The sequence below is a fragment of the Streptomyces sp. NPDC003032 genome (assembly GCF_053591415.1).
The window spans coordinates 41,487-67,107 of the sequence record NZ_JBSFTT010000024.1 but is presented as its reverse complement, the minus strand read 5'-3'; the positions used below and the strand labels follow the sequence as shown (position 1 = coordinate 67,107).

Sequence of the window (25,621 nt, the reverse complement as noted above, 5' to 3'; positions counted from 1 at the left end):
CCATCCAGTGTCGCAGACATACGACAAGGGGCCCGCCGCCCTGTGGACAACGAGCCCCTCACTCACATCTACGCAGGTCAGACGGTCAGCCGGAGCCCACGAACACCACGAGCAGCAGCCACACCACCGGCGCCGTCGGCAGCAAGGAGTCCAATCGGTCCATGATTCCGCCGTGGCCCGGCAGCAGCGTGCCCATGTCCTTGATGCCCAGGTCCCGCTTGATCATCGACTCGCCGAGGTCACCGAGCGTGGCGCTCGCCGCGACCGCGAGGCCGATGAGCAGCCCCTGCCACCACGTCCCGCCGTCGATCAGGAACTCCATGCACAGCGCGCCCGCGGCCATCGCGAACGTGACCGCGCCGAGCAGGCCCTCGCGGGTCTTGCCGGGGCTGATGCGGGGCGCCAGCTTGTGCTTGCCGAAGCGCCAGCCGATCGCGTACGCCCCGGTGTCGCTGACCACGGTGAGCAGCAGGAACGTCAGCACCCGCTGCGGTCCGTCGTCCGCGGTGAGCATCAGCGCCACGAACGTCGCGAGGAAAGGAACGTAGAAGGCCGCGAAGACCCCGGCCGTGACGTCCTTCAGATAGCCCTCAGGGGGCTCTGTCATGCGCCAGACCAGGACCGCGAGCGCGGTGAGCGCCATCGCCACCCACGCGCCCTCGGGACCGCGGACATACCCGGCGACGACCATCGCCGCGCCGCCGACCGCGAGCGGCACCAGCGGCGGCTTGATGCCCTTGCGCTCGTCGAGCCGGGAGGTGAGCTCCCAGAGGCCGACCACGACAGCGACCGCTATGACACCGATGAAGACGGCCTTGACGATGAACAGCGACGCGACGATCACCGCGCCGAGTCCCACACCGACTCCTATGGCCGCCCCGAGATCGCGGCCCGCGCTCTTCTTGGGCGGAGGCTGCGGCGCTGCCGGGGCTGGCTGTGGTGCGCTGGGCATGGGCTCCTGCGGAGGCTCGTCACGGACCGGGGGGCCGCCCGTCCGGGTGACCCCCCGGTCCTCGTCCTGAGCTGAGCCGCTCACGGGTACGTCGGGCCCGACGGGCATGGGCTGCGTCCCGGACGGAAGCAGCGCGTCCTGCGCATCGTACGCGGGACCTGCCGGGGGCGCCCCCCGACCAGGTCCCTGGTCGGACGGCCCCCAGTACCCGGTTCTGGGCGGCGCCCCCCAGGAAGAGTCGTTCACGGATCGGATTCCTGATTCCTCGGACTCGAGCCTCAGACTTCGAGCAGCTCGGCTTCCTTGTGCTTGAGCAGCTCGTCCACCTGAGCGACGTACTTCGCGGTGGTGTCGTCGAGCTCCTTCTCCGCGCGGCGGCCCTCGTCCTCACCGATGTCGCCGTCCTTGACGGCCTTGTCGATGGCTTCCTTGGCCTTGCGGCGGATGGAGCGGATCGAGATCTTGGAGTCCTCGGCCTTGGTCTTGGCGACCTTGATGTACTCCTTGCGACGGTCCTGCGTCAGCTCGGGGAACGTCACCCGGATGATGTTTCCGTCGTTGCTCGGGTTGACGCCGAGGTCCGAGTCGCGGATCGCCTGCTCGATGTTGCGCAGCGCGGTCTTGTCGAACGGGGTCACCACGGCCATCCGCGGCTCCGGCACCGAGAACGAGGCCAGCTGGTTGATCGGCGTCAGCGCGCCGTAGTAGTCAGCCACGATCTTGTTGAACATCGCCGGGTGCGCACGGCCGGTGCGGATCGCGGCGAAGTCCTCCTTGGCGACCACGACGGCCTTCTCCATCTTCTCCTCGGCCTCGAGGAGGGTCTCTTCGATCACCACTTGCTCCTGCGTGTCTGAGTAGGCCCGGCCGGCACGGGGCGGCCGGCTGCGTCGCGTGTCTTTCCTGCACGGTGTCCGACCGGCAGGGCTTTGTCCATCCCCTCAAGTGACGTCTCGCGTCCGTCCCTTGAGACTGGGCCAGGTCCCTGGGGTCAGTCCCGGCTTCCCTGGTCGCCCACGAGAGTGCCGATCTTCTCACCCTTGACGGCCCGGGCGATATTGCCTTCGGAGAGCAGCTCGAAGACGAGGATGGGCAGCTTGTTGTCCCGGCACAGCGTGATCGCGGTCATGTCGGCGACCTTGAGGTCGCGGGTGATGACCTCGCCGTAGCCGAGGGCGTCGAACTTCACCGCGTCGGGGTTGGTCTTCGGGTCGGAGTCATAGACACCGTCCACGCCGTTCTTGCCCATGAGCAGCGCCTCGGCGTCGATCTCCAGGGCGCGCTGGGCGGCGGTGGTGTCGGTGGAGAAGTACGGCATGCCCATACCGGCGCCGAAGATGACCACACGGCCCTTCTCCAGGTGGCGCACGGCGCGCAGCGGGATGTACGGCTCCGCGACCTGCCCCATGGTGATGGCGGTCTGGACGCGGCAGTCGATGCCTTCCTTCTCCAGGAAGTCCTGCAGCGCGAGGCAGTTCATGACCGTGCCGAGCATGCCCATGTAGTCCGAGCGTGCCCGGTCCATGCCGCGCTGCTGGAGCTCGGCGCCGCGGAAGAAGTTTCCGCCGCCGATGACGATGGCGATCTGGGCGCCGTCGCGGACCACGGCCGCGATCTCCCGGGCGATGGCGTGCACCACGTCGGGGTCGACCCCGAGGCCGCCCCCGCCGGCGAACGCCTCACCGGAGAGCTTCAGCAGGAAGCGTCCGGCGCCTTTGTCGTCGTCACTCTTCGAGTCGGCCTTGGTGGTCATGGTGTTCTCGCTTCTCTTACTTGACACACATACGAAGAAGGCCACTGCCGGTGGGGTGTCGTTCGCATCCCATGCTCGGCAGTGGCCTCCTCGTCAGATCCTGCGGTCGTACATCGCGTACGGAGTTCCCTGGAGAGGGCTTCCCACGCGGGCGACCGCTGTCGACCCTAGCGGGGTCTACCGTCGATCGCGGTACGGACTCAGATGCCGACCTTGATGCGCGAGAAGCGCTTCAGGGTGACACCGGCCTCGGCGAGAACCTTCTCGACCGACTTCTTGTTGTCCAGCGCGTACGGCTGGCCGAGGAGCGTGGCCTCCTTGAAGAAGCCGTTGACGCGACCCTCGACGATCTTCGGGAGCGCGGCCTCGGGCTTGCCCTCGGCGCGGGTGGTCTCCTCGGCGACGCGACGCTCGGTCTCGACGACCTCGGCCGGGACGTCCTCGCGGGAGAGGTACTTCGGCGCGAAGGCGGCGATGTGCTGCGCGACACCCTTGGCGACGGCGGCGTCGGCCTTGTCCAGCTCGACGAGGACACCGATCTGCGGGGGCAGGTCGGGCATCGTGCGGTGCATGTACGCGGTGACGTAGGCGCCCGAGAACTGCGCGAAGCGGTCCAGGACGATCTTCTCGCCGAGGTTGGCGTTGGCCTCGTCGACGTACGCCTGGACGGTCTTGCCGGCCTCGATCTCGGAGGCGAGCAGCGTCTCGATGTCGGCCGGGGAGGTCTTGGCGACGTGGGCGGCGAGGTTGTTCGCCACGGCCTGGAACTTCTCACCCTTGGCGACGAAGTCCGTCTCGCACTTCAGCTCGACGATGACACCGGAGGTGTTGTCGTCGGCGATGAGGGAGACCACGGCGCCGTTCTCGGCGGAGCGGCCCTCGCGCTTGGCGACGCCCTTCTGGCCCTTGATGCGGAGCGCCTCGACGGCCTTGTCGACGCTGCCCTCGGCCTCGTCGAGCGCCTTCTTGCAGTCCATCATGCCGGCGCCCGTGAGCTCACGGAGCTTCTTGACGTCAGCGGCGGTGTAGTTCGCCATGATCGAAAATTCTCTCTCGAAGTCTGAAAGATCTACGGAGGTCTACGGGTGAACGGCGGGGGCCGATCGGGCCCCCGCCGTCAACTACCGAACCTGTGAGGTCAGGCCTGCTCGACGTCCGCGGCCGGGGCCTCGGCGGACTCGGCCTCGGCGGCCGGGGCCTCGGCGACCGGAGCCTCAGCGGCCGGAACCTCGGCGGCGGCCTCAGCCGGCGCCTCCTCGGCCTTGGGGGCCTCGGCGGCGTCGTCGGCCTTCTTCTCGCCCTCGAGCAGGTCGCGCTCCCACTCGGCGAGCGGCTCGCCGGCGGCCTTCTCGCCCGGCTTCGAGTCACCGGTGGCCGCGCCGGAGCGGGCGATGAGGCCCTCGGCGACGGCGTCGGCGATCACGCGGGTGAGCAGCGTGACGGAGCGGATCGCGTCGTCGTTGCCGGGGATCTTGTAGTCGACCTCGTCGGGGTCGCAGTTGGTGTCGAGGATGGCGACGACCGGGATGTTGAGCTTCCGGGCCTCACCGACCGCGATGTGCTCCTTCTTGGTGTCCACGATCCAGACGGCGCTGGGCACCTTGGACATCTCGCGGATACCACCGAGGGTCTTCTCCAGCTTGGCCTTCTCGCGCGACAGCACGAGAAGCTCCTTCTTGGTGAGCCCGGAGGCGGCGACGTCCTCGAAGTCGATCTGCTCGAGCTCCTTGAGGCGCTGCAGACGCTTGTAGACGGTCGAGAAGTTGGTGAGCATGCCGCCCAGCCAGCGCTGGTTGACGTAGGGCATGCCGACGCGGGTGGCCTGCTCGGCGATGGCCTCCTGCGCCTGCTTCTTCGTGCCGACGAACATGACCGTGCCGCCGTGGGCGACGGTCTCCTTGACGAACTCGTAGGCGCGGTCGATGTACGACAGCGACTGGAGCAGGTCGATGATGTAGATGCCGTTGCGCTCCGTGAAGATGAAGCGCTTCATCTTCGGGTTCCAACGACGGGTCTGGTGACCGAAGTGGACGCCGCTTTCCAGCAGCTCCCGCATCGTGACGACGGCCATGGCCGTTCTCCTTGAGATTCTCGGTTGTGCCGCGTGTGCCGGACGGCACTCGCGCCTGACGCCCGCTGTGCGCCTTGCCCGCGAGGGACCGAGGGGCGCTGACACCGGATTTTTCATGACCTGGTGTCGGGGCGTGCGAAGTCGACCCGGTGACCCGGATCGCCACAAGAAGTGTACGGGACCCGCGGGGCGCCGGGTGACGCCGCCGCCCGTGACCTGGCGACGGAGCCGTTCGGGGGGTGCCCCGAGCGGGTGACGGCACTGTCCACAACCGGCCGGTACTCCACAGATCCGGACCATGATCCCCACGGAGCGCCGGGGCGCGGGACGGTTCTCACATGCGCCTGGAACTGCTGCTGACGACGCTGGCCGCACTGCTGGCCACCACCCTGAGCCCGCCCTCGATCCGGACCTCGGCCCCGTCCCCGGTCCCGTCTCCGGTCCCGCCCCTCGTCCCGCCCCTCCCCGCGGCGACGGCGTGGCCGGTGGGCACACACCCTCCGGTCGTACGCGCCTGGGATCCACCCTCGACCGCGTACGGCACGGGCCACCGGGGCGTGGACCTCGCCGCGCCGCCGGGCACTCCGGTCCGGGCGGTGGCACCCGGCCGGGTCTCCTTCGCCGGCCGGGTGGCGGGCAGAGGTGTGGTCTCGGTGGAGCTGGACGGCACCGGTGATCCCCCGCTGCGCACGACGTACGAACCGGTGCGGCCCACGCTGAAGAAGGGCGCCGAAGTCGCCGCGGGCGAGGAGGTCGGCGCCCTGGAGGCCCCGACGGGCCACTGCCCCGAAAGCTGCCTGCACTGGGGCCTGCTCAGGGACGAGGCGTACCTGAACCCGCTGACCCTGCTCCCGCCCTGGCTACAGCGCCGGGGCCCGTCCCGTCTGCTCCCGCCGCACGGACAGCCACCGGGCCGATGAGCGCGGCCTCAGCCCCTGACTCCGCGCAGGGCCATGGAAACCGCCGCCTCGGTGATGGCACCGGGGTCCTCCGCGGCGCCCAACTCGATCCGCCGCACGGCCGCGTCCACGATGCCCTGGAGCAACATCGCCGCCATCCGGGGCTGCTCGTGCCCCAGCTCTTCCAACGCCTCGACGATCATCGCGATGAGCCCGCCGTGCGCGGCACGGATCTTCTCCCTGGCCCCGGCGTCCAGCTCACTGGCGGAGATGGCGACCACGGCCCGGTGCCGCCGGTCCCCCACCAGGGCCAGCTGCCGCCGCACATACGCCTCGACCTTGTCCTCGGCCGATTCCGCGCCCTCCATGGCCGCCGACACCTCGGCCGCCCAGACGGGGAAGTCGACCTCGCACAGCTCTTCCACGACGGCCGCCCGCGACCGGAAGTACTCATACACGGACGACCGGGCGAGCCCGGTGCGCTCGGCGAGGGCGGGGAAGGTCAACGCCTCCGTACCGCCTTCGGACAACAGGGACCGCGCGGCGTCCAGCAGGGCCCCGCGCTGCATCGACCGGTGCTCGGCCACAGAGGCCGCTCGAATCCTTGGCACAGCCCCACCTTACGGACGGCAGGCCCCGCGCGGGAGTCGTCGCCGTGCGCACATGCCTCGGGCAGGGACGATTCAGCTCACCCGACGCGCCACGTCAGCGGCCAAAACTCGCCAGCTTCGCCCGCAGCTGCAGCACCGACTTGGTGTGGATCTGACTCACCCGGCTCTCGGTCACCCCGAGCACATTGCCGATCTCGGCGAGCGTGAGCCCTTCGTAGTAGTAGAGCGTCACGACGGTCTTCTCGCGCTCGGGAAGCGTGTTGATCGCCCGCGCCAGCAGCCTGCGCAGCTCCCGGTCCTCGGCGACCTCCACGGGGTTGTCGGCCGCGTGGTCCTCGAGCGTGTCCATCAGGCTCAGCCGGTCGCCGCCGTCACCGCCGACGTGCAGCAGCTCTTCGAGCGCCACCACGTTCGCCAGCGACAACTGGCTGAAAACCGCGTGCAGTTCCTCCAGCGCGATCCCCATCTCCGCGGCGACCTCGCCCTCCGACGGAGTGCGCCGGAGCTGCGCCTCCAGGGTGGCGTAGGCCCGCTCGACGTTGCGCGCCTTCTGTCGTACGGACCGCGGGATCCAGTCGAGCGCCCGCAGTTCGTCGATCATCGCCCCGCGAATGCGTGTGATCGCATAGGTCTCGAACTTGATCGACCGCTCGATGTCGAACTTCTCGATCGCGTCGATCAGCCCGAACACCCCGGACGAGACGAAGTCGGCCTGCTCCACATTGGGCGGCAGCCCCACGCTCACCCGGCCCGCGACGTACTTCACCAGCGGCGAGTAGTGGAGGATCAGCTGCTCCCGCAGCCGCCCGTCCCCCGTCTCCTTGTACGAGCGCCACAACTCGTCCAGCGACGAGGGGGCGGGAGGCCGCTCCCGCTCGCCGCTACGGGCAGCGGGAGGAACCGCCGCCCGGTCGGACCCGGAGGTGTGCTGGGGCATTCGTCGCCTTGAGCCGTTCTGCCGTGAAGTGGTGAGGTCGCGTGAGTCGGTGGGGTCTGTGGGGCCGGAGGGGCCGGAGGGGTCGGTGAGGTCGCTGCGCTCAGCGAGGTCAGTGAGGTCGGGAAGCTTGCGAGGATTGAATGAGGTTGTCCATCTGTTGCCTGTCCGCGTCGGAACCCTTGTGAGCGTAGCGTGACTGGAGTGTCGCAGTGTGCGAAGACTATGGGATCGTGCGTGCGCAGATACGTTCCGCTGGGTGGCCCGCGGCGTCGGCCCCGTGGCGGTATGTAACGGCGTCGCCGCATCAACTGCGCGTTTTCCCAGGGTCGTCCAGGGTCATCCGTCCGGCGGAACGCGCTAGGTCACGATTCACCTCCAGTGGCGAAGACCGGCGGAAACGCCTGGCGTGTCAACTGCCAGCCGTCGCCGTGTCGTTCGACGAACCCCAACGACTGAAGTTCGTACAGGCGCCCTACCGCGTCGTCCCCGGTCGTCCCCGCGCCGACCGCGATGTCCCGGGCCGTCGCCCGTCCTCGCGCGGGCAGCGCGGCCAGGACGCGGGCCGCCTCCGGGGCGAGCAGATCGCGCGGCATGACGGGCCCGCGCCGCTCCGGGGCCAGCTCACCCATGCCGCCGACCAGCTCGACGACTTCCGCGGCGTCGGTCACCAGGACTCCCTCACCCCGCAGCAGTTCATGCACCCCCGCGGAGAGCCCGCTGGTCGCGGGCCCCGGGACCCCCATGGTGAAGCGTCCCAGCTCCTGGGCGGACCGAGCGGTGGCGAGCGCCCCGCTGCGGTACGCGGCCTCCACCACCACCGTCCCTCGGGTCAGCGCGGCGATCACCCTGTTCCGCAGGATGAACCGGCTCGGCGTCGGATGGTCCCCCGGAGGCAACTCCCCGACCACCAGTCCCTGTTCCGCGATCCGCCCGATCAACCCGGCGTGTCCGCGGGGATAGGGCCGGTCAACCCCGCAGGCCAGCACGGCCACGGTGGCACCGCCCGCGCCGAGCGCTCCACGGTGCGCGGCGCCGTCCACGCCGTACGCCCCTCCGGAGACCACGACCCAGCCGCGTTCCGCCAGCCCGGCGCCGAGACAGGCCGCCATGTGCGCGCCGTACTCCGTGCAGGCCCGGGCTCCGACGACGGCCACCGATCGCAGTGCCCATATCCGTAGGGACGGCCGCCCCCGCACCCAGAGCCCGATCGGCCGCGCGTCTCCGAGGTCGTCCAGCGGCGAGGGCCACTCCACGTCCCCCGGGCACACGAACCGCGCCCCGGTGTCCCGCGCCGTCTCCAGGTCGTGCTCCGGCCGCACCCTCGCGGCCCGCGCCCTCAGTCCTTCCCACCGCCGCGCGGTCACTCCCGGGAGCCGCTTCTCCTCACCACCGAGCCTGCGCAGCACCTCCACGGCCCCGGCCTCCCGCAGCCACCGGCCCCCGACCTCGTCCCCGGGCTCCAACACCCGCGTCAGGGCGACCCTCGCCTTGCGTTCCTCCTCCGCCGGGGGCCCGACGGTCACCTCGGCGCCCCGATCACCATCGGCACGCCGCGTGAGATCCCCGTGCGCAACTGGAGCGCCAGCGCGACGTCTTGCGCGCAGGGCCGGTCGTGCCCGGCCAGGTCCGCGACGGTCCATGCCACCCGCAGGACGCGGTCGAGTCCGCGGGCGGTCAGAAAGCCGCGCTCCAGGTCCATCTCGGCCGCGTCCAGTGCGCCCAGGGCAGCCGGCCATCGTGTACGAAGCGCGTGGCCGGGCACTTCGCTGTTGGTCCGCCAGCCGGTGCCGGAGAGTCTGGCCGCCGCTCTCTCGCGCGCGATGCGCACGCGGTCGGCGACGGTCCGCGTGGACTCTCCGGGCGCGCCGTACCCGGCCAGTTCGGAGCGGGTGACGGCCTCCACCTCGACCTTGAGGTCGACCCGGTCGAGCAGCGGTCCCGACAGGCGGGCCTGGTAGCGGCGGACGACGGAGGCCGGGCACTCGCAGCCGTCGCCGAGCAGCGTATGCCGCCCGCAAGGACAGGGGTTGGCCGCAAGCACCATCAGGAACTTGGCGGGCAGCCGCACCACTCCCGCGCTGCGGGCGATCACCACATGGCCCGACTCGAGCGGCTGGCGCAAGGAGTCGAGGGTCTGGCTGCTGAACTCCGGCGCCTCGTCCAGGAAAAGCACCCCGCGGTGAGCCAGCGAGACCGCTCCGGGCCGCGCGAGCCCTTTGCCGCCGCCCACGAGCGACTGCATCGTCGCGGAGTGGTGCGGCGCGCAGTACGGCGCGATGTCCACCAGCGGCCTGCCCGGAGGGAGCATGCCCGCCACCGAGTGAACCGCCGTCACCTCCAGGGACTCCTCGCGGGTCAGCCGGGGCAGGATCGCCGGCAGCCGCTCCGCGAGCATCGTCTTGCCCGCGCCCGGCGGCCCTTGCAGGAAGATGTGGTGCGCGCCTGCGGCGGCCACCTCCACGGCGGTCCTCGCCGACGCCTGCCCGACGACGTCGGCCAGGTCCAGCGCGTGGGCGTCGTCCATCGCGGCGCCGAGGCCCGTGCCCACTCCGGTGCCCGGCACGCAGAGCCCGGCCAGCAGCGGATCGGGCCGCCCTGGCTCGTCCGGCTCCTCCTGCGGCACCGGCTCGTCGGTGAGCACCGCGATGAGCTGCCGCAGACTGCGCACCCCGAGGACCGAGACCCCCGGCACCAGCGAGGCCTCCGCGGCCGTGCACTCCGGGACGACCACCTGTTCGTACCCCGCGTCCGCCGCGGCCAGGACCGCCGGCAGCACTCCCCGGACCGGTCGCACCCGCCCGTCGAGCCCCAGCTCACCGATCATCACGATGTCGGCGAGCACCCGTGGATCGATCCGCTCGGCCGCCCCGAGCACCGCGCACGCGACAGCGAGATCGAAACCGCTGCCGCCCTTGGGGACCGATGCCGGGCTCAGCCCCACCGTGAGCTTCTTCTGGGGCCACTCCCCACCCGAGTTGACCACAGCGGCCCTGACCCGGTCACGGCTCTCCGTCAGACTCTTGTCCGGCAGCCCCACCAGCGTGAACGCCGCCACGCCCGGCTCCAGATCGGCCTGCACCTCCACGACGACGCCTTCGACGCCGACCAGGGCCACGGAACACGTACGCGCGAACCCCATCAGGCCACCCCCCGCGCATGCTCGACGACGGGAGCGCCGCGCCGCGGGAGCAGGACACCGACCAGGTCGATGCGGACGCCTCCCGGCGGCGGGCCTCCGCGCTGCTCGATCCAGCGCTGCGCCAGGCGCCGCAGCCGCTCCGCCTTGGCCCGGCCCACGGCCGCCATCGGATGCTCGAACAGCGCGGTGCCGACCAGGCCCGCCCTGCGCGTCTTGACCTCGCAGACGACGAGGGCCTCGCCGTCCATGGCCACGATGTCGATCTCACCGGTCCTGCCCGCGCGCCAATTGCGCTCCAGGACCGTCATCCCCGACTCGACCAGCCGCCGCGCGGCCAGGTCTTCGCCGTACTTGCCGAGTGCTCCCCGTGCGTTCATGTCGGCACCACCTCCGGCACCCACAGTCACGGACCCGGCCACACCTATTGGATCTTGGTGCATTACTCGCCGGTTGTGGAAAACCCCGCCACCCCGGCGAGTGAAGCCGCCCGCGCCCGAACTCCCGGCCTCAGCCTCCGGGCAGCTCCAGGTCGCTCTTGTTCAGCTCCTCGATGTTCACGTCCTTGAACGTGAGCACGCGCACCTGCTTCACGAACCGAGCGGGCCGGTACATGTCCCACACCCAGGCATCCGCCATGGACACCTCAAAGAAAACCTCGCCCTGGACGGAGTGCACCTGCATCTCGTAGTCATTGGTGAGGTAGAAGCGCCGCTCGGTCTCGATCACGTATTTGAACAGACCGACGACATCGCGGTACTCCCGGTAGAGCTTCAGCTCCATCTCGGTCTCGTACTTCTCGAGGTCCTCGGCGCTCATGGCATGTTCCCCTTCAGCCGTGCGTCCCCCTATTGTGCGTCAGCCCCGCGAACCCCTACACGATTTCCGTGTCGAGGATCTCGGGCCGGACCGGGGGCCCCTCGTCGAGCAGTCTGCGGAACAGCTCGGCGAGCCTGGTCGGGTACACCGTCTCATGAGCCTCGGTCAGTTCTCGGCACGTCCACCAACGTGCTCCGGCGACACTGCGGCGCTCCAGCTCCGTCAGTCCCTCGGCGACGGTCGCCGTCTGCGACGTACGCGCCAGGTAGTACCACTCGTCCTGGTCCCAACGGCGCCCGGCGAAGGGAAAGGAGCAGACCCGGCGCCACAGCACCGGGCCGAGCTCGACCTCCGTGATGCCGGTCTCCTCGCGCAGCTCGCGCAGGGCGGCCTGTTCCCGCGTCTCGTCGCCCTCCAGACCGCCGCCCGGCGTGAACCACCAGTCGTCCGCGAGGTCGCCTGGCTCATGTCCGTGCAGCAGCAGAATGCGGTCGCTCGGGTCGAGCAGCACCACCCGGGCGACCCTGCGCAGCCGCTCAGGCGGCACCGACGGCCTCCCTCGTACGACTGTTGCCGCGTCCGCGGCCCAGGCGCCTGGCCACCGGGCCGTACGCGGCGCCGCCCAGGACGAGCCCCATGCCCACCACGACCGCGGTCACCACCATGCGCAGCGGGCCGGGCGTGGAGAGGCCGCCCGGCATGTCCGCGAAGCCCTCGGGGCGCTCCAGCATGCCGAACTTGTCCATCGGCCAGGCCACCGCGTCGACCCTCGCCCGCACCGCGCCGCGCGGCACCGAGCCGTTCTCCCCGTCGCTCAGATGCACGCTGGAGTCCAGGGAGCCGCTGCGCTCGTCGCCGAGCAGGAACAGGCGGCCCTTGGGGACGGTCGTGGTGGGGATGCCGATGGCCGCGGCTTGTTGCCCCTCGGGGAGATACGGTTCTGCGACTTCCTTGCCGTTGACGGTCAGCTTGCCGTCCTTGCAGCAGGCGACCTTGTCGCCGCCCACGCCGACCACGCGCTTGACCATCGGCAGGTCGCCCCAGGTCTCCTGCTTGAAGACGACGACGTCACCGCGGCGCACCTCGTCACCGTCGATCCGCTGCGCCAGTACCCGGTCGCCCGAGCCGATCGTCGGCGTCATCGACCCGGTGGGCACCGTGTACGGCTGGTACAGGACCGCGCCCCAGACGAAGCCGCCGAGGAAGAGCACACAGCCGAGGGCCACGGCCACACCCGACAGCACGCTGCCGAGCCGGCCCCGGCCCTCGTCCGTACGACGTGTCCTGCTCATCCCGGTGCTCCCCCGTCCTGGAGACGACTCCGCCGCCCGTGCGTACGGACGGCGGAAGATCGGCGATCTGGGACGGCACCCTACCCGGCGGTACTGCCGCCAGAAACCCTCGCGTCCCGCGCGGCCGTGATCGTCAGCCGCCGCCGGCGCCACAGCACGATCGGCACGGCGCCCGCGAGGCCGAGGACGCCCGGAGCGGCGCTCGACAGCGCGTTGATGCCCGGCTGGTCGAACGTGTCCGGCTTGGGCAGCGTGGCCCAGCGGGTGGGCGGCCAGGCGATCACGATGGCGCGGCCCACGACGTTGTCCACGGGGACGGCGCCGCCGCCGGGCTGGTTCTGGTGGTAGCGGGAGTCCAGCGAGTTCTGCCGGTGGTCACCCATGACCCAGATTTTGCCCTTGGGCACGGTGACCTTGAACTGGCCGCCCTGGTCGTCGACCGTGCACGGGGTGTTCCCGGCGAAGACGTACGGCTCGTTCAGCGCCTTGCCGTTGACCTTCACCGGGCCGGTGCCCTTGCACTCCACGGTGTCGCCGCCGACCGCGATGACGCGCTTGATCAGGTCCTTCTCGTCGGCGGACGGCATCAGGCCGATCCAGCCGAGGACCCGCTGCACGGCGTTGGGGTCGGGCGTGGGCTCGCCGTCCAGCCAGTGGCCGGGGTCCCTGAAGACAACGACTTCGCCGCGCTCGGGTTCGGAGCCGAACCACGGCGTCAGCTTGTCGACGAGGACGCGGTCACCCTGCTGCAGTGTGTTCTGCATCGAGTCCGAGGGGATCGAGAACGCCTGGACCAGGAAGGACTTGATCACCAGCGCCAGAACCAGAGCGATACCGATGAGGAGCGGCAGCTCCTTCCAGAAGGAGCGCGGCTTCTTCGGCTGCTTGGTGTCCTGCTCGCTCTTCGCCTGCTCGCTCTCCGCCCGGTCGCCGTCCGCGGCGTCACTCCCGGGGTTCGTACCGCCCGCGGCGGCCTCGACGCCCGGCTCGTCGGATCGTCCCGGCCGCTCCTCGGGCCCCTCGTGTCCGGATCGTGCGCCGACCGCCAAATCCCCCACATCCACTCCTCAGTCCGTGCCGCCGCCTGCCCCAGATGCGATGCAGGCCCACCACTCCCATAACGAGCGGGAGTTCCGCAGGGGTCGGGAGTCGGATCAATCCGTATCGATCGCCGTGTGCCACCCTATGCGACGCTCCTGTGGCGGTGTCCGATGCCGCACGCGCGTCGGGTACGGACGCGTATGTGTCCGGCTCCTCCAATTCGCGCCAGTGGCCGAAGGGCCAGGCGATGACGAGGGCACGCCCGACGACCTGGTCCTCGGAGACCGTTCCGCCGAACTTCTCCGTACGGTGGAAGCGGGAGTCGGCCGAGTCGCTCCGGTGGTCGCCCATCATGAAGAGGCGCCCCTTGGGGACCTTCACCTTGAACTCGAACGCCGACGGCTTGTCTCCGGGGTGGATGTAGGGCTCGTCGAGCGGTACGCCGTTGACGGTGACCTTGTCGTTCTTGTCGCAGCACTTGACGGTGTCGCCGCCGACGCCGATCACGCGCTTGATCAGGTCCCGCTCGCTGTCGGACGGCAGCAGACCGATCTGGGTCAGGCCTTCCTTGACCTGCTTGACGACCACCGGGTCGTCCTTCTTCCTGCCCTGTTCCTCTTCGAGCCAGTTGCCGGGGTCCTTGAAGACGACGACGTCGCCGCGCTCCGGCTTCGCTCCGAACCAGGGGGTGAGCTTGTCGACCAGGACCCGGTCCCCGATGCGGATCGTCTGCTCCATGGAGCCCGTGGGGATCACGAAGGCCTGCACCAGGAAGGTCTTCAGGACGAGGGCTATCAGCAGCGCCACACCGATGAGGAGGGGTATCTCCTTGATCGCCGAGCGCCGCCTGCGCCGCTTGACCTTCTTCGCGAGCTTGCGCCGCTCCGCCCGGCCCGGCAGTACGGGGCCGCTGGTGGGCCGGGACCCCGTGGGCAGCCGGGGGTCGGCCCCGTGGCCCGAGGCGGCGCGTGTCCGCCCGCGGTTACCCATGCGCGCCGCCCGGTTCGGGCACGCGCGCGTAGCCGTCGGGACGCTTGAGGGAGGTCCAGTGGCCGATCGGCCAGGCGATCCAGTCGGCCCGGCCGATGACTTCGTCGACGGGGATCATGCCGCCGCCGGGCTGTCCCAGATGGTCGCGGGAGTCACGTGAGTCACTGCGGTGGTCACCGAGCAGGAAGAGGCTGCCTTCGGGGACGACGACGTCGAAGGGCACCTGTGAGGGGGTGTCCCCTGGGTAGAGGTACGGCTCGTCGACGGGCTCGCCGTTCACCTTGATCCTCCCCCGCCGGCAGCAGACCACCCGGTCTCCGCCGGTGCCCACGACCCGCTTGATGTAGTCGGCATCCCCGAAGTAACCGCTGCCGTCAAAGACGACCGCGTCACCCCGCTGCGGCTCGGAACCGAAACGGTACGCCAACTTGTTGACGAGTACCCGGTCCCCGACGCGGAACGCGGGCTCCATGGAACGGCTCGGGATCTGGAAGGGCTGCACCACGAAGGCGCTGACCAGGAGGAGGGCCCCCACGCACAGCAGGAACGTCAGTGTGTACCCGCCGCCCGGCAGCCGGGAGACGAGCGACATGAAAACGGAGCGCGACCGTTCCTCCGTCTCCTCGGATGCTTCGGCGACGTGCGGGACGTCTCCGGAATCGGAGGGTGGGGAGGAGCGGTCGCGCTCCGTGTGCCGTGCTTCGGTGTCCATCGGAGCCAGATGCTATCCGGCGCCGCCGTGGACCCGCGCGGGAGCTCAGCGCTCGCGCTTCTCCTTGATCTTCGCGGCCTTGCCGCGCAGGTCACGGAGGTAGTACAGCTTCGCGCGACGCACGTCACCGCGGGTGACGAGCTCGATCTTCTCGACGATCGGGGTGTGCACCGGGAAGGTGCGCTCCACGCCGACGGAGAAGGAGACCTTGCGGACCGTGAAGCTCTCGCGCACGCCGGCACCCTGGCGACGGATGACTACGCCCTTGAACTGCTGCACACGGGAGCGGTTGCCCTCGATGACGCGGACGTGGACGTTGACGGTGTCACCCGGGCGGAAGGCCGGGATGTCGCTGCGCAGCGACGCGCTGTCGACGGCGTCGAGCAGGTTAGCCATGATCGTCTGCTTTCTTCACTGATGCCACAGGTCATCAGCGGTACGTGGAGATGAGGATTCGGTAGCTGATCGCGTCGGGCGGGCGTCATTCCCCCTGTGGCAGGGGCGCACGCTGGACGTACAGCAGCAGCCTATTCTTCCACGGCTTCGGGGTCAGGCCCAAATCGGCCGTCGGGCCCCGGCCGCCACCCCAGGATCGAGAGCATCTCGCGGTCCTTCTTGTCGAAGACCTTGGGATCGCAACGCTCGATGAGATCGGGCCTGTTGCGGGTGGTGCGGCGCAGCGCCTCGTCCCGCCGCCAGCGCGCGATCTTGCCGTGGTGGCCGCTGAGCAGGACGTCCGGGATGCCGTGACCGCGCCACTCGGGGGGCTTGGTGTAGACGGGGCCTTCGAGGAGGTTGGCCATGGCGCCGGGCGCGAAGGAGTCGTCCCGGTGGGATTCGGCGTTGCCCAGGACGCCGGGCAGGAGCCGGGCCACCGCCTCGGTGACGACCAGGACGGCCGCTTCCCCGCCCGCGAGGACGTAGTCGCCGATGGACACCTCGTAGACGGGCATGCGGGTCGCGTACTCGTCCATGACACGGCGGTCGATGCCCTCGTAGCGCGCGGGCGTGAAGACCAGCCAGGGGCGCTCCGAGAGCTCGACGGCGAGCTCCTGGGTGAAGGGGCGGCCGCTGGGCGTGGGGACGACCAGGACGGGCCCGTGGGCCCCGGACTCGTACCCCTCGGCGAGCACGTCGTCGAGGGCCGCGCCCCAGGGGTCGGTCTTCATGACCATGCCGGGGCCGCCGCCGTAGGGCGTGTCGTCGACCGTGTTGTGGCGGTCGTACGTCCACTCCCTGAGGTCGTGCACCTGCACGTCGAGCTGCCCACGCGCGCGTGCCTTGCCGACGAGGGAGACGTTCAGGGGTTCCAGGTACTCGGGGAAGATCGTGACGACGTCGAGCCGCATTACGCCTCGTCCCCCGAGGTCTCCTCGGCGTCCCGGGCGGAGGCGATCTCCGCGCGGTCGTCGATGAGTCCCGGAGGCGGGTCGATGATCGCCCGCTGCTCCTCCAGGTCGATCTCGGTGACGATCTCCTCGACGAAGGGGATCATGACCTCTTCGCCGTCGGGCCGCTCCACGATGAACAGGTCCTGCGAGGGCAGGTGCGAGATCTCCGTGATGCGGCCGACCTCGACGCCGTCCTTGGTGACCACATCGAGGTCCATCAGCTGATGGTCGTAGTACTCGTCGGGGTCCTCCGGGAGCTGCTCCGGGTCGACCTCGGCGATCAGGAGGGTGTTGCGCAGGGCCTCGGCGCCGGTGCGGTCGCGCACGCCCTCGAAGCGCAGCAGCAGCTTGCCGCTGTGCACCCGGCCCGTCTCGATGGTCAGCGGCCCCACGGAAGCGGGGTCGGTGGCGAGCACGGCGCCGGGGCCGAGCCGCAGCTCGGGCTCGTCGGTGCGGACCTCGACGGTGACCTCACCCTTGATGCCGTGGGCACGGCCGATACGGGCGACTACCAACTGCACTGCGTTCTCTCCTCGGTATACGACTGCGGGCCGGGGACGGCTCGAAAGCCCTCCCCGGCCCGAGCCGGTGTTGCTGTGGTTCTACGAACCCGGTTCAGCGAACCTGGTCCACGTCGACGAGGTCGACGCGGACACCGCGGCCGCCGATGGCGCCCACGACGGTCCGCAGAGCGCGCGCGGTGCGGCCGTTGCGGCCGATCACCTTGCCGAGGTCGTCGGGGTGGACCCGGACCTCGAGGACGCGTCCACGGCGCAGGTTGCGCGAGGCGACCTGCACGTCGTCGGGGTTGTCGACGATGCCTTTCACGAGGTGCTCGAGAGCCTCCTCGAGCATGCTCAGGCCTCGGTCGACTCGGTGGACGCGGCCTCGGCCTCGTCCGCCTTCTTGTCAGACTTCTTGGCCTTCTGGGTGATGGCCTCGCCCTTGGCGTCGTCGCCCTCGAAGCCCTTGGTGAAGGCTTCGAACGCGGCGCGCTTGTCCTTGGGCTCGGCGACGAGCAGCGGCGCGGGGGCCGGCAGGCCCTTGTGCTTCTGCCAGTCACCGGTGAGCTTCAGGATGGCCATGACCGGCTCGGTCGGCTGGGCGCCGACGGACAGCCAGTACTGGGCACGCTCCGAGTTGACCTCGATGCGCGAGGGGTTCTGCACCGGGTGGTACAGGCCGATCTCCTCGATGGCCCGGCCGTCACGGCGGGTACGGGAGTCGGCGACGACGATGCGGTAGTGAGGCGAACGGATCTTGCCCAGACGCTTCAGCTTGATCTTGACTGCCACGGGAGTGGTGTCTCCTGGTCTTGACGTGGGTGGGCACAACGGTGATGCCGCGTGGGGTTGCGGTACTCGAGTGCCCGATGGACGCGTCAGCCGGAGGAGAGAGGGGTCCTATGCGACTGTCGAGTACAGCTAGCCATTGTGCCATACGTCGCCGGGGCACCCGCACCCCGGTCCGGGCGCCCCGGTCCAGCTCAGCCCACGCCCGCGCCGATCGCTTCCGGGATCCGGAAGGGCTTGCCGCAGCCGCCGCACATGATGGGGGCCTGGGCGAGCACGGACGGGACCACGCGGACGTTGCGCCCGCAGTCGCAGACGGCCTTCACGCGCACGCCGCCTCCGGAGGAGCCGTGCCGGGCTGCCGGGCCCCTGAAGCTGCGCGCGGTGTCCGCGGTCGTCGCCGCGGTGTGCGCCTTCAGGGCGCGCTGCAGTCGCTCGATCGTCGGGCGGTAGCGCTTCTTGGCGTCGGGGTTGAGCGTGACCAGTGAGAAGCCGCTGCTGGGATGCGGCTCCTCGGGATGGTCCAGGCCCAGTTCCTCGGCGATCGCGAGGAACCGGCGGTTGTGATACCGGCCGGCGCGTGAGGTGTCGCGTACGCCGCGCGAGGCGGCGATGCCATGGACTGCCTCGTGAAGCAGTCGCTCGAAGGAGAGCTCGGCGCCACACGCGGACGACGACTCTCCGATCAGGGATTCGGGCGCGGCAAGATCGGGCAGCTCGGGGTGGTGCCGCTGAATGTCGGCCCACGCCTGTGCCAGCTCTGCGGCGAGAACAGGTGGTGTCGTGCTCACGTCGTGACAACGAGCCGGGCGCCCCGGGGGTTCCATTCCGGGGCATCCCAAATAATTTGCACGTACCCGTCAGTTGCCATTGATGCGTCCGGACGAGGGCGGGTGCGCTGATCTGCGGAGAAGCCTCACAGCTCGCATCAAGCCGGTACGTAGTGGCGCGTACGCCCCGGCGCGTAGGGAAAGCCCTCACGCCGGGGCTTGTGTTGCCTCTACAGGCGTACGAGCCGAAAACGGGCGCTTCGCACCGGGGCCGCGCTCCTCAGTAGGAGCGGGCCACGACAGCGACGTTACCCGGGGTGTCCTCCGCGTCCGGCACCGCCCCGTCCTCGGCGACCAGACACCGTACGGTCACGGAGTGCTCGGCCAGCCCGGCCTCGCCTTCTTCGCCGAGCGAGGCCCACGGGATCCGCGCCCAGCCGCCGTCGGAGGTGGCTTCCACGGCTTCCTCGACGGTGGTCACGTCCGAGGTCCGGGACGCGCGGCGCGCACGGGCCTGGGTGAGCAGCAGTGCCTGGTCCTCCTCCAGGACGGTGGGCAGCAGCTCGGCAAGGGCGTCGATCGCGACGGGCCGCTTGCCTCCCGGGATACGGCGGGCGAGCATCGCGGTGCCGTTCTCCAGGTCGCGCGGGCCGACCTCGACGCGTACGGGCACGCCCTTGAGCTCCCAGTCGACGGCGCGCCTCCCGAAGGGGATGTCCGTACGGTCGTCGACCTGGACGCGTACGCCCGCGGCCCGCAGGGCGGCGCCGATCTCGCGGACCTTGGCGAGCACCGCGTCGTCGCCCTTGACGGCGAGGACGACGGCCTGCACGGGCGCGAGGCGGGGCGGCACGCGCATGCCGTTGTCGTCGCCGTGCATCATCACCAGGGCGCCGATCAACCGTGTCGTGCTCCCCCAGGAGGTCTGCCAGACCAGCTCCTGCTCGCCCTCCTTGGACAGGTACCGGGTGTGGAAGGCCTTGGCGAAGTTCTGCCCCAGCTCGTGGCTGGTACCGAGCTGGAGGGCCTTGCCGTCGCCCATCATGCCTTCGAGGGTGAGGGTGTTGACGGCGCCCGCGAAGCGTTCCTTGGCGGTCTTGCGGCCGAGCACGAAATCCATGGCGAGGACGTCACGCATGAAGTCTCCGTAGACGTGACGGTGGATGCGGGCGGCGAAGTCGCGGGCCTCCTCGTACGTCGCGTGGGCGGTGTGGCCCTCCTGCCAGAGGAACTCCGACGTGCGCAGGAACAGGCGGGGGCGCATCTCCCAACGGACGACGTTCGCCCACTGGTTGATCAGCAGGGGCAGGTCGCGGTAGCTCTGCACCCACTTGGAGAAGTACTCGTTGACGATCGTCTCGGAGGTGGGGCGCACGACGACCGGCTCCTCCAGTTCCTTGCCGCCGCCGTGCGTCACGACGGCGAGTTCCGGCGCGAAGCCCTCGACGTGCTCGGCCTCCCTGGTGAGGTACGACTGCGGGATGAGGAGCGGGAAGTACGCGTTCTGGGTGCCCGTCTCCTTGATGCGGGCGTCCATGTCCCGCTGCATCCGCTCCCACAGGCCGTACCCGTACGGCCGGATCACCATGGTGCCGCGCACTGGGCCGTTGTCGGCCAGCTCGGCCTTGTTGATCAAGTCCTGGTACCAGCGCGGAAAGTCGTCCGCCTGGGGCGTGAGCACGGGGGTCTTGGCCATGGCGCGCATGGTAGGGGCGAGCCTGCGGGGAGCGTAAATCGATTTCCCCCGGGGGGCGCACAACGGTGGCACGCAAGCATTGGCCCACAACCTCTGGACGCCACGACGGATGCGGAGTTCTCTGGCATACGGGGGGAGTGCGAGCGCACTACACGGGGGCGGACGAACCGTTGAATTCCGGCACGGCTTTAACTCTCGGCGGATTGGGGCGCTTTCGATGACACCAACACTCGTGCAGTCGCACCTCCCTCGCGCGGGCACGGCGCCCCGTGTGGACCTGTGTGCACGCGCGCGTGACTGGGCGGAGATCCAGGAACGGATGCTGGTCCCGCTCTATGAAGCGGTGTACGAACGGCTCGACGTGGGCAACGGCACCCGGCTGCTCGGCCTCGGCTGCGGATCGGGACTCGCCCTGCTGATGGCGACATCCCGTGGCGCAGCGGTCACCGGTGTCGACGCGTCGGCGCCCGAACGGCTGGCCCTCGCGCGCGAGAGGCTGCTGTCGGACGCCACGTCGGAGGCGCGCGCGCGTGCCGGGGCCCGGCTCGTCGAAGGCGGCCCCGCGGACGCGGCGGGCCCGGACGTGCCCGCGTACAACCTCGTCACCGCGTTCCAGCCGATCGGCTGCATGGGGGGCGACTCCGAAGGGCTCTCCAGCCTTCTGGAGGCGGCGGCTCCGCTCACCGGCCGGGGCGCCCCTGTGGTGCTCGCCGGATGGGGTCCTCCGGAGCGTTGCGCCACGTCCACGGTCATGAGGGTGGCGACCAAGCTCACCGACCCCTTGCGGGCCGCGGGCAGTTGGCGCCCGGCGCTGCGGGACGACCTGGAGGAGGTCGCCCAGCGGGCGGGCCTCAAGCCGGACGGCTCGGGGCGGGTCGCGTGCCCCTTCGGATACGCGGACGTGGAGAGCGCGGTCCGGGGGCTGCTCTCGACGGGCCTGTTCGACGCGGCGGTGGGCGCGACGGACAAGGCGCAGGTCGACAAGGAGCTGACGGAGGCGCTGCATCCGTATCGGCGCCGTGACGGGACGGTGTGGATGCCGAACGTCTTCCGGTACTTGATCGCGCGTACGCCTTAGCGGTTCTGGTACGCATGAGCCGTTCGGGTACGCCTCAGTGGTTCTGGTACGCCTTCCGTGTGACGCCGGCGACCCGGTACGCCTCGGCCTCCTCCAGGGTCTCGCTCTCAAGCAGCGCCGCGGCCAGCGCGTCCAGTTGGTCCCGGTGCTCGCGCAGCTGGCGGCAGGCGTTCTCGTAGCACTCGTCGACGATCCGCCGCATCTCGCCGTCGATCGTGTCGAGCGTCCGAGGGGCGGCCGACAGTCCGTACGCCTGCTGGGCGTCGCCCGGCAGGGCGGACAGGCGCCCCACGAGTTCGCTCATGCCCCAGCGGCCGACCATGCCGCGGGCGATGTTGGTGACCTGCTCCAAGTCGTTCTCGGCGCCGGTGGTGATGACTCCGTAGACGACGTGTTCGGCGGCCATGCCTCCTAGGGCGCCGATGATGCGGCCGCGTAGGTACTCCTCCGTGTAGGCGTACTTGTCGGAGTCCGGGGTGGACAGCGTGACGCCGAGGGCGCGGCCGCGCGGCACGATCGTGATCTTGCGGACCGGGTCGGCGCCGGGCTGCAGCATGCCGAGCAGGGCGTGACCGCTCTCGTGGTACGCCGTACGCCGACGCTCCTCCTCCGGCATGACCAGCGGCCGCTCGGCGCCGAGCTGGACCTTCTCCATGGCTTCGGAGAGGTCGGAGTGCGTGACCACCTTCCGCTTGCGTTTGACGGCGAGGAGGGCGGCTTCGTTGGCGAGGTTGGCGAGTTCGGCGCCGGTCATGCCCGGTGTCGTACGGGCGACCTGGGCGAGGTCGACGTCGTCGGCCAACGGGATGGCGCGTGTGTGAATCCTGAGGATGGCCTCGCGGCCGCCGCGGTCGGGGGGCGAGACGTTGACGACGCGGTCGAAGCGGCCGGGCCGGGTGAGGGCGGGGTCGAGGACGTCGGCGCGGTTGGTGGCGGCGAGCACGATGACGCCTTCCGCCCCCGAGAAACCATCCATCTCGGTGAGGATCTGGTTCAGGGTCTGCTCGCGCTCGTCGTGACCGCCCATGCCGCTGCCGCCGCCCCGCGCGCGCCCGATCGTGTCGATCTCGTCGATGAAGATGATCGACGGCGCGACCTTGCGGGCCTCGGCGAAGAGTTCCCGTACGCGTGAGGCGCCCACGCCCACGATCATCTCGATGAACTCCGAGGCGGAGGCCGAGAAGAAGGGCACGCCCGCCTCGCCCGCGACGGCGCGCGCCAGCAGGGTCTTGCCGGTGCCGGGCGGCCCCGAGAGCAGCACGCCGCGCGGCATCTTGGCGCCCATCGTGCGATAGGCGTCGGGATTCTTGAGGAAGTCGACGACGTCGTTCAGCTCGCCCTCGACCTCGTCGATGCCCGCCACGTCCTCGAACGTGGTCCGCTTCGCGCCGGGCTCCAGCTCGACCGGCTTGGGCGGCGTCTTGCGCCCCAGCATGCCGCCACCACCGCCCATGCCCGCGCTCATGCGCCGGGCGATGAAGATCCAGAGCACCACGAGGAGCAGCATCGGGGCGAGCGAGATGAGCAGGTTGGAGAGGAAGCTGCGCTCCTGCACGACGGGCTCGGCGGTGACGGTGACCTTGTGCTCGGTCAGGTCGTCCCAGAGCTTGTCGTCGGCGAAGGCGGGCCGCTGGGTGGTGAACTTGGTGTAGTTCCCCTTGCCGTCACCGGGTTTCTCCTGCTCCTTCTTGAGCTGCCCCTGGATCGCGTCGCCCTTGGAGTAGATCTTCGAGACGTTGCCGGAGTCGACCTGCTTGCTGAACTCGGTGTACGAGATGGTCGGCTCGTCGCCCTCGTTGAAGAAGGACAGCACGAGGTTGGCGATGAGGTAGACGATCAGGGCCGTCAGGATCAGCCCGCCCCAGCCGCCCGGCATCTTCTTCTTCGGCGGCGGCGTGGGGTCGGGCGAGGGCGCGCCCTCGGAGCGCCACGGCCGATCGGGCGCCTGGCGCGGTGGCACAGGGTTGCTCATATCGGGACGTTACGTCAGAAAACAGACGGAGGCACCCGCTCCGCGCCCCCACCCCATGCCCCTGGAAACGCCTGGGGCGCCCCTCCTCGGAGGGGCGCCCCAGATGTAGTACGAAATAAACTCGCGCGGCGGACCGGACCGGCCGAACCGGCGAACCGGCTCAGCCCATGAACTTCTTGAACTCGTCCGGCAGCTCGAAGTTCTGCGCGGCCTGGCCACCGGGAAGGCCGAAGGCGTCCCCCGGCTGACCGGCCTGCTCGCGGCGCGTGGCCGCCTCCAGCTCCTCCTGCTTGCGCTTCATCGGGTTGCCGGAGCGCCGCTTGCCCTTGGCCTGCTTCTGCTTCTTCTTCTGCTTGCCGGCGCCGCCACCCATGCCCGGCATCCCGGGCATACCCGGCATGCCGCCGCCCTGGGCCATGCGCGACATCATCTTCCGCGCCTCGAAGAACCGCTCGACGAGGTTCTTCACGGCGCTGACCTCGACGCCGGAGCCCTTGGCGATGCGGGCCCGACGCGAGCCGTTGATGATCGTCGCGTCCTCCCGCTCGGCGGGCGTCATCGACTTGATGATGGCGGCGGTGCGGTCGACGTCCCGCTCGTCGATGTTGTTGATCTGGTCCTTGATCTGCCCCATGCCGGGCATCATCCCGAGCAGCTTGCTGATGCTGCCCATCTTCCTGACCTGCTCCATCTGGGCCAGGAAGTCATCGAGTGTGAAGTCCTTGCCCTTGCTGCTCGCCAGCTTGGAGGCCATCTTCTCGGCCTCTTGCTGGGAGAAGGTCTGCTCGGCCTTCTCGATGAGCGTGAGCATGTCGCCCATGCCGAGGATGCGGGACGCCATGCGGTCCGGGTGGAACGCGTCGAACTCGTCCAGCTTCTCGCCGTTCGAGGCGAACATGATCTGACGCCCGGTGACCTGCGCGATCGACAGCGCGGCACCGCCGCGGGCGTCGCCGTCCAGCTTCGAGAGCACCACGCCGTCGAAGCCGACGCCGTCACGGAAGGCCTCCGCCGTGTTGACGGCGTCCTGACCGATCATGGCGTCGACGACGAACAGGACCTCGTCGGGGCTGACCGCGTCGCGGATGTCCGCGGCCTGCTGCATCAGCTCCTCGTCGATGCCGAGGCGGCCGGCGGTGTCGACGACGACCACGTCGTACTGCTTGGTCCGCGCGAACTCGATGGAGTCCTTGGCGACCTGCACCGGGTCGCCCACGCCGTTGCCCGGCTGCGGGGCGTACACACCCACGCCGGCGCGCTCGGCGACGACGCTCAGCTGGTTGACGGCGTTGGGGCGCTGGAGGTCGCAGGCGACGAGGAGCGGCGCGTGGCCCTGCCCCTTCAGCCAGAGGCCGAGCTTTCCGGCGAGGGTCGTCTTACCGGCACCCTGCAGACCCGCGAGCATGATGACGGTCGGCGCGGTCTTCGCGAACCGCAGGCGCCGGGTCTCGCCACCCAGAATGCCAATGAGCTCCTCATTGACGATCTTGATGACCTGCTGGGCGGGGTTGAGGGCCTGGGAGACCTCCGCGCCGGCCGCGCGCTCCTTGATCTGCTTGATGAAGGCGCGTACGACGGGCAGGGCGACGTCCGCCTCGAGCAGGGCGATGCGGATCTCGCGCGCCGTGGCGTCGATGTCCGCCTCGGACAGGCGGCCCTTGCCCCGGAGGTTCTTGAATGTCGCTGCGAGGCGGTCGGAGAGAGTATCGAACACGGCGGTCGCGAATCCTAGAGTTGGGGGCGGGCTGACAGGTCGCCTTCCAGAGTATCTGGCGTGTGGCGGTGCCTGGGGCTCTGGGCGGCTCTTCCCCCGGCGACCTCGGCCCCGCCGGTAGCCCTGTCCCCCGCGACTGCCCTCCCGTCACAAACAGTCCCGCCGCTCCGCGGCGGATGTCTCCCACCCACCCGTTTACCCCGCGTTGCGGGGTGGCGTAGGAACACGGGCGGGTGGGTAGCTCCCGCGCTGTAGGGGTGGGTGGGGAAACAGAGGGTGGGTGGGTAGGGATCTCCCGCGCTGCAAAGGCTGGCGCGGGAACATACGGCGGGCAGAGAGTTCCCCGTGCGGCAGGAGTGGTCGTAAGAGCTGGGAAGCCGTGACGGCCCGCGGCCGCGAGCGCGCGCGAGGGGACGTGGGGGTATGTGCGAGCGGAGCACAGTGGAAGAACTAACCCAGCAGCAAATCAACGCCCACACCAAGATGGCGAGCACG

At 70.0% G+C, this 25,621-nt stretch carries 27 protein-coding genes; 2 read left to right on the top strand and 25 right to left on the bottom strand.

Annotation, left to right across the window (positions count from 1 at the left end; translation table 11 throughout):
- Nucleotides 1–85: 85 nt before the first annotated feature.
- From ACWDZ7_RS29160 to rpsB, 5 genes are all read right to left on the bottom strand, one after another.
- Nucleotides 86–1,198: a phosphatidate cytidylyltransferase gene (locus tag ACWDZ7_RS29160; protein WP_451801039.1), complete on the bottom strand. Its 1,113-nt coding sequence runs from the start codon at nt 1,196–1,198 to the stop codon at nt 86–88.
- A 32-nt stretch (nt 1,199–1,230) separates the two neighbouring features.
- The gene (gene frr, locus ACWDZ7_RS29155; protein ID WP_451801038.1) at nt 1,231–1,788 is read right to left on the bottom strand and encodes a ribosome recycling factor; all 558 of its coding nucleotides are present in this window, start codon (nt 1,786–1,788) and stop codon (nt 1,231–1,233) included.
- 155 nt (nt 1,789–1,943) lie between these two features.
- Entirely contained in the window at nt 1,944–2,705 is a 762-nt protein-coding gene (pyrH, locus tag ACWDZ7_RS29150) for a UMP kinase (RefSeq protein ID WP_451515808.1), read from the bottom strand.
- A 200-nt stretch (nt 2,706–2,905) separates the two neighbouring features.
- Nucleotides 2,906–3,742 carry a translation elongation factor Ts gene (gene tsf, locus ACWDZ7_RS29145; RefSeq protein WP_451801037.1) on the bottom strand — a complete coding sequence of 279 codons (837 nt, stop codon included), beginning with the start codon at nt 3,740–3,742 and terminating at the stop codon, nt 2,906–2,908.
- A gap of 101 nt (nt 3,743–3,843) precedes the next feature.
- Entirely contained in the window at nt 3,844–4,776 is a 933-nt protein-coding gene (gene rpsB, locus ACWDZ7_RS29140; RefSeq protein ID WP_451801036.1) for a 30S ribosomal protein S2, read from the bottom strand.
- Nucleotides 4,777–5,114: 338 nt separating this feature from the next.
- On the opposite strand from rpsB, the gene ACWDZ7_RS29135 reads away from it, so the two are divergent.
- Entirely contained in the window at nt 5,115–5,696 is a 582-nt protein-coding gene (locus tag ACWDZ7_RS29135) for a murein hydrolase activator EnvC family protein (protein WP_451801035.1), read from the top strand.
- An 8-nt stretch (nt 5,697–5,704) separates the two neighbouring features.
- Here ACWDZ7_RS29135 and ACWDZ7_RS29130 read toward each other — a convergent pair whose 3' ends face one another.
- The 18 genes from ACWDZ7_RS29130 to proS form a co-directional block, all read right to left on the bottom strand.
- Nucleotides 5,705–6,262 carry a TetR/AcrR family transcriptional regulator gene (locus tag ACWDZ7_RS29130; protein ID WP_451801124.1) on the bottom strand — a complete coding sequence of 186 codons (558 nt, stop codon included), beginning with the start codon at nt 6,260–6,262 and terminating at the stop codon, nt 5,705–5,707.
- 118 nt (nt 6,263–6,380) lie between these two features.
- Complete coding sequence (gene whiG, locus ACWDZ7_RS29125) at nt 6,381–7,223, bottom strand: RNA polymerase sigma factor WhiG (protein ID WP_362339986.1); 843 nt, start codon at nt 7,221–7,223, stop codon at nt 6,381–6,383.
- A gap of 362 nt (nt 7,224–7,585) precedes the next feature.
- Entirely contained in the window at nt 7,586–8,689 is a 1,104-nt protein-coding gene (gene dprA / locus ACWDZ7_RS29120; RefSeq protein WP_451801123.1) for a DNA-processing protein DprA, read from the bottom strand.
- A gap of 53 nt (nt 8,690–8,742) precedes the next feature.
- A complete protein-coding gene (locus ACWDZ7_RS29115) occupies nt 8,743–10,362 on the bottom strand; it encodes a YifB family Mg chelatase-like AAA ATPase (protein ID WP_451801033.1) in 1,620 nt (539 codons plus the stop codon).
- The gene (locus ACWDZ7_RS29110; RefSeq protein ID WP_451515800.1) at nt 10,362–10,739 is read right to left on the bottom strand and encodes a YraN family protein; all 378 of its coding nucleotides are present in this window, start codon (nt 10,737–10,739) and stop codon (nt 10,362–10,364) included. The genes ACWDZ7_RS29115 and ACWDZ7_RS29110 overlap by 1 nt, the downstream gene beginning before the upstream one ends.
- A gap of 130 nt (nt 10,740–10,869) precedes the next feature.
- Nucleotides 10,870–11,178: a DUF2469 domain-containing protein gene (locus ACWDZ7_RS29105; RefSeq protein ID WP_003965949.1), complete on the bottom strand. Its 309-nt coding sequence runs from the start codon at nt 11,176–11,178 to the stop codon at nt 10,870–10,872.
- Nucleotides 11,179–11,233: 55 nt separating this feature from the next.
- The gene (locus ACWDZ7_RS29100; RefSeq protein WP_451801032.1) at nt 11,234–11,725 is read right to left on the bottom strand and encodes an NUDIX hydrolase; all 492 of its coding nucleotides are present in this window, start codon (nt 11,723–11,725) and stop codon (nt 11,234–11,236) included.
- The gene (gene lepB / locus ACWDZ7_RS29095; RefSeq protein WP_451801030.1) at nt 11,715–12,470 is read right to left on the bottom strand and encodes a signal peptidase I; all 756 of its coding nucleotides are present in this window, start codon (nt 12,468–12,470) and stop codon (nt 11,715–11,717) included. Before lepB (ACWDZ7_RS29095) ends, ACWDZ7_RS29100 begins: the two co-directional genes overlap by 11 nt.
- Before the next feature lie 80 nt (nt 12,471–12,550).
- Nucleotides 12,551–13,528, bottom strand: a complete 978-nt coding sequence (gene lepB, locus ACWDZ7_RS29090) for a signal peptidase I (protein WP_451801029.1) — start codon at nt 13,526–13,528, stop codon at nt 12,551–12,553.
- Nucleotides 13,413–14,501, bottom strand: a complete 1,089-nt coding sequence (gene lepB / locus ACWDZ7_RS29085) for a signal peptidase I (protein ID WP_451801027.1) — start codon at nt 14,499–14,501, stop codon at nt 13,413–13,415. The genes lepB (ACWDZ7_RS29090) and lepB (ACWDZ7_RS29085) overlap by 116 nt, the downstream gene beginning before the upstream one ends.
- Nucleotides 14,494–15,213, bottom strand: coding sequence for a signal peptidase I (gene lepB, locus ACWDZ7_RS29080; RefSeq protein WP_451801025.1), 720 nt, complete (start codon nt 15,211–15,213; stop codon nt 14,494–14,496). The genes lepB (ACWDZ7_RS29085) and lepB (ACWDZ7_RS29080) overlap by 8 nt, the downstream gene beginning before the upstream one ends.
- A 45-nt stretch (nt 15,214–15,258) precedes the next feature.
- The gene (rplS, locus tag ACWDZ7_RS29075; RefSeq protein WP_451515794.1) at nt 15,259–15,609 is read right to left on the bottom strand and encodes a 50S ribosomal protein L19; all 351 of its coding nucleotides are present in this window, start codon (nt 15,607–15,609) and stop codon (nt 15,259–15,261) included.
- A 131-nt stretch (nt 15,610–15,740) separates the two neighbouring features.
- A complete protein-coding gene (gene trmD / locus ACWDZ7_RS29070; protein ID WP_451801023.1) occupies nt 15,741–16,562 on the bottom strand; it encodes a tRNA (guanosine(37)-N1)-methyltransferase TrmD in 822 nt (273 codons plus the stop codon).
- Nucleotides 16,562–17,125: a ribosome maturation factor RimM gene (rimM, locus tag ACWDZ7_RS29065; protein WP_451801021.1), complete on the bottom strand. Its 564-nt coding sequence runs from the start codon at nt 17,123–17,125 to the stop codon at nt 16,562–16,564. The genes trmD and rimM overlap by 1 nt, the downstream gene beginning before the upstream one ends.
- A 94-nt stretch (nt 17,126–17,219) precedes the next feature.
- Nucleotides 17,220–17,459, bottom strand: coding sequence for an RNA-binding protein (locus ACWDZ7_RS29060; protein ID WP_014176063.1), 240 nt, complete (start codon nt 17,457–17,459; stop codon nt 17,220–17,222).
- A gap of 2 nt (nt 17,460–17,461) precedes the next feature.
- On the bottom strand, nt 17,462–17,899 hold the full coding sequence (gene rpsP, locus ACWDZ7_RS29055) for a 30S ribosomal protein S16 (protein ID WP_451801020.1): 438 nt from the start codon (nt 17,897–17,899) through the stop codon (nt 17,462–17,464).
- 191 nt (nt 17,900–18,090) lie between these two features.
- Nucleotides 18,091–18,723, bottom strand: a complete 633-nt coding sequence (locus ACWDZ7_RS29050) for a hypothetical protein (RefSeq protein ID WP_451801019.1) — start codon at nt 18,721–18,723, stop codon at nt 18,091–18,093.
- A 223-nt stretch (nt 18,724–18,946) separates the two neighbouring features.
- Complete coding sequence (gene proS, locus ACWDZ7_RS29045) at nt 18,947–20,362, bottom strand: proline--tRNA ligase (RefSeq protein ID WP_451801018.1); 1,416 nt, start codon at nt 20,360–20,362, stop codon at nt 18,947–18,949.
- Nucleotides 20,363–20,579: 217 nt separating this feature from the next.
- On the opposite strand from proS, the gene ACWDZ7_RS29040 reads away from it, so the two are divergent.
- Nucleotides 20,580–21,440, top strand: a complete 861-nt coding sequence (locus ACWDZ7_RS29040; protein WP_451801016.1) for an SAM-dependent methyltransferase — start codon at nt 20,580–20,582, stop codon at nt 21,438–21,440.
- Nucleotides 21,441–21,474: 34 nt separating this feature from the next.
- Here the strand turns inward: ACWDZ7_RS29040 and ftsH are convergent, their stop codons facing one another.
- Together ftsH and ffh are read right to left on the bottom strand one after the other, a co-directional pair.
- Nucleotides 21,475–23,412 carry an ATP-dependent zinc metalloprotease FtsH gene (ftsH, locus tag ACWDZ7_RS29035; RefSeq protein WP_451801014.1) on the bottom strand — a complete coding sequence of 646 codons (1,938 nt, stop codon included), beginning with the start codon at nt 23,410–23,412 and terminating at the stop codon, nt 21,475–21,477.
- A gap of 160 nt (nt 23,413–23,572) precedes the next feature.
- On the bottom strand, nt 23,573–25,126 hold the full coding sequence (gene ffh, locus ACWDZ7_RS29030) for a signal recognition particle protein (RefSeq protein WP_451801013.1): 1,554 nt from the start codon (nt 25,124–25,126) through the stop codon (nt 23,573–23,575).
- Nucleotides 25,127–25,621 lie beyond the last annotated feature (495 nt).